Origin of the sequence: Fulvivirga lutimaris (assembly GCF_009711525.1) — a bacterium.
GTDB lineage: Bacteria > Bacteroidota > Bacteroidia > Cytophagales > Cyclobacteriaceae > Fulvivirga > Fulvivirga lutimaris.
The window spans coordinates 1-3,177 of record NZ_SMLV01000152.1; the positions used below are offsets into that span (position 1 = coordinate 1).

Here is a 3,177-nt window from a genome sequence, read left to right on the forward strand (position 1 = left end):
ATATATAACTACAAGCATTATACTAGTTGGTTGTAAACAAAAGGAATCAAAAATATCAGCAGCAAAAGACAAAATAGCCACAGATACTTTAGTTTATGATACCGCCCCAAGGTGGTCTAATGCAGGCGATAAGATACTCTTCTACACCTACAGACATGATTCTGAAGGAGCTGAATTATACACAGTGAATCCGGATAAAACTCAATTAACCAGATTAACAGAAACCTATCATAATGAATGGTGGAGTGATTTCTCTCCTGAAGATGACATCATTTATGTAAGTTCAGATTATGGCAAATCAGAACGATTTGGAGGGTCAGAAATTTTCGAGCTCAAAGCTGATGGAACTTTTACCAGAATTACCTTTAGCGCAGATTCAAATTCATTTAACATACACCCGCGTGTATCGCTAGATGGTAGTCAATTATTATACTGCTCTGATTGCCTTGGAACAGATGTAAACAGTGAAATAATTTTGATAAATGCAGATGGAACTAACCCAGTAAATCTTACCAATCATCCTTCTGCTGATAAATATGGAAACTGGTCACCTGATGGCAAAAGCATACTATTCGCAAGTAACAGAACCGGAAATTTTGAAATATACGTAATGAATTTAGAAACCAAGGAATTAACTCAGCTTACAAACAACGAATATGATGATATTCAGGGGGACTGGTCAATTAATGATGAAATAGTATTTACCTCAAACCGGGATGGTGATTTCGAAGTATTCACTATGAAATCCGATGGCTCTGATCAAAAGCAGATCACCTTTAATAATGACAAAGATGTTTTACCTAGTTGGTCTCCTGAAGGTGATAGAATTGCTTTTTCATCTTACCGACTTGGTAAAAAAGACAAAGGGGATATTTTCCTAATTAATAGAAATGGAGAGAATGAGATGATGTTAACAAAGAAATAAGACTCAGAAATATTGAGCATCCATTAAAATGATTAACTTATAATGTTAGTCATAAGAAAATGGTTGCTCACAATTTTATTATACATCAACAAGCACGGCAATACCAATGGTCGGGAGAGTGTTTTCTTTCTATTAAGTCCTTTTACAATGGCAGTGCCAGATACAATATAAAGCAGCGTGAATACAGGGTAACGGAACATAATTACCTTATTCTAAATGATTGCACTAAGTATAACCTTACCATAGATCATAGTTCTTCCGTGGAGTCATTCTGTGTGTTTTTCAGTCCGGAGTTTGTTAACCAATTAGCCTCAGAGTGGAAATCTACTGAAGAGCAGCTGCTTGACTTTACAAGTAAAAAAGAGCACGGCCTTAGGCTTTTAGAACGGAACTATATTCATGGTGGACAAGTATCCAATCTTCTACAAGCTGGCAGAAATATGACAAAGCACACCTCAAAACTGGCGAGAGAAGAATATTACTACGCACTGTTAAATGCCATTGTTCTTCAAAACAGTAGCGCACTAGCAGCAGCTAATAATCTACCGTCCAAGAAGAAAGCAACCAGAGAAGAGATATACCGCAGGGTATTATATGCTAAGGACTTTATTGATGCGCATTATTCCGAAAATCTAACCCTAAAAGAAATTGCTCGGGTAGCCATGCTTTCTGAAAACCACCTTTTGAGAAACTTTAACCGAATTTTCCTAATCTCTCCATTCCAATACATTACTCGATTGAAAGTAAATGCTGCGAAGCAACAAATAACTGAAACAGATCAAAGCATTTCAGACATAGCTATGGGGCTTGGGTATTCAAGTCTTGGCAATTTCAGTAATTACTTCAAAAGTATTGTAGGCCAGTCACCGTTGGCTCTTCGTAAAAAAGGTGATATATAGTAAATTGTTGATCTGCACCACTGCTTTCTTTGTTGAAAAGTAAAAGCATGAAATATATTATCCTTCTTATTTTCATATTGATTGCAAGTCATGATATAAAAGCCAATGAAATGATCGATTCTCTAAAAACACATATTGCTAATAAGGATCTGGACAAGGTCATCAGTCTCATAGAGACACATCCAGAGGTACTAGATGCAACCGATGAAAACAACACATCTGGGTTGTTGATCATTGCCTATAGTGGTATGGAGGCAGCGCTCGACAAAGCTGCTAAAGTAAAGACATCATTCACGTTCCACGAGGCCATAGTATGTGGTAAAATTGATGAAGTAAAAAATGCACTATCTAAGAAAAAGAACCTAGCTAATAAATACTCCAATGATGGTTTCTCTCCACTATCACTAGCTGCATTTTTTAATCAAAATGAAGTGGCTAGTGTGCTATTAGAATATGAGGCTGATCCAAATTTACAGGCCACTAACCCTTCAAAAGTAAATGCTTTACACTCAGCTGTGGCACGCGAAAATTATGAATTGTGTAAGCAGCTGATTGCTCATGGAGCAGATGCCAATTTAGCGCAAATGCAGAATGTAACACCATTGCATTCTGCGGCTCACAGAGGCAACCTGAAACTTGTGCAACTGCTAGTAAACAATGGTGCTGATATTCATAGTAAAATGGACAATGGCGATACAGCTTTAAGTATTGCTGAAAGAGATGGTCATTCTGAGGTCAAAGATTATTTAGAGAGCCTTTAAGGGAACCAGAAAAGCATTGTCATCTCCCTGAACTTTTCAATATATTTTCATGGAAAATCACAGAGTATTCAAAAATGTCATTTGCTGGTGTCTATCCACATTACGTAGACAAAGCAGAAAAAAAAGCCGTACTAAAGCAGAAGTCGATGAAATTACCCTCTGTCTTACAGATTATGATCATAAAGCTTTGTAGCAATCCTAGAGGTTAAAACTGAGTTTGAGGAAGTAATACTATATACTCCCCGGATTAATTCCGAGGTCTTCTTGTAATAGAGCGCATCACCTTGAATTTAGAGATGCCGGAATAAATCCGGCAAGAGATTAATTACGAAACGTCATTTCTTATCCCATTAAGGCGAAAATTTCTCATAGTAAGCTCTTTACCTCGATGCCCTATTGGCGAGAGCCCCCCTTTGCGATTAGGAGACTTAGCAATGCGCTGCATTGCGAAGTGACGTTACTATTTTAGTTCGTCATTGCGAGGGTGACAAAAACTATCACTCCAAATAAGATTTATTCAGTATTTTTTCACATATTATAAATAGTAGGACTTTACTATATGCGAAATAGCAGGCATGCCCGCTATCCTGTT

At 37.3% G+C, this 3,177-nt stretch carries 3 protein-coding genes; all 3 read left to right on the forward strand.

The window, feature by feature from the left end:
- The coding region (locus E1140_RS00975; RefSeq protein ID WP_155178100.1) for a TolB family protein at positions 1-925 on the forward strand (925 nt) is incomplete at its 5' end.
- A gap of 59 nt (positions 926-984) precedes the next feature.
- Complete coding sequence (locus E1140_RS00980) at positions 985-1,824, forward strand: helix-turn-helix domain-containing protein (protein ID WP_155178102.1); 840 nt, start codon at positions 985-987, stop codon at positions 1,822-1,824.
- Positions 1,825-1,871: 47 nt separating this feature from the next.
- On the forward strand, positions 1,872-2,585 hold the full coding sequence (locus E1140_RS00985) for an ankyrin repeat domain-containing protein (protein WP_155178104.1): 714 nt from the start codon (positions 1,872-1,874) through the stop codon (positions 2,583-2,585).
- Positions 2,586-3,177 lie beyond the last annotated feature (592 nt).

Bases quoted from the DNA above. Each gene is read 5' to 3' on its own strand.
- E1140_RS00980 (WP_155178102.1), top strand. From the start codon at position 985: ATGGTTGCTCACAATTTTATTATACATCAACAAGCACGGCAATACCAA.
- E1140_RS00985 (WP_155178104.1), top strand. From the start codon at position 1,872: ATGAAATATATTATCCTTCTTATTTTCATATTGATTGCAAGTCATGAT.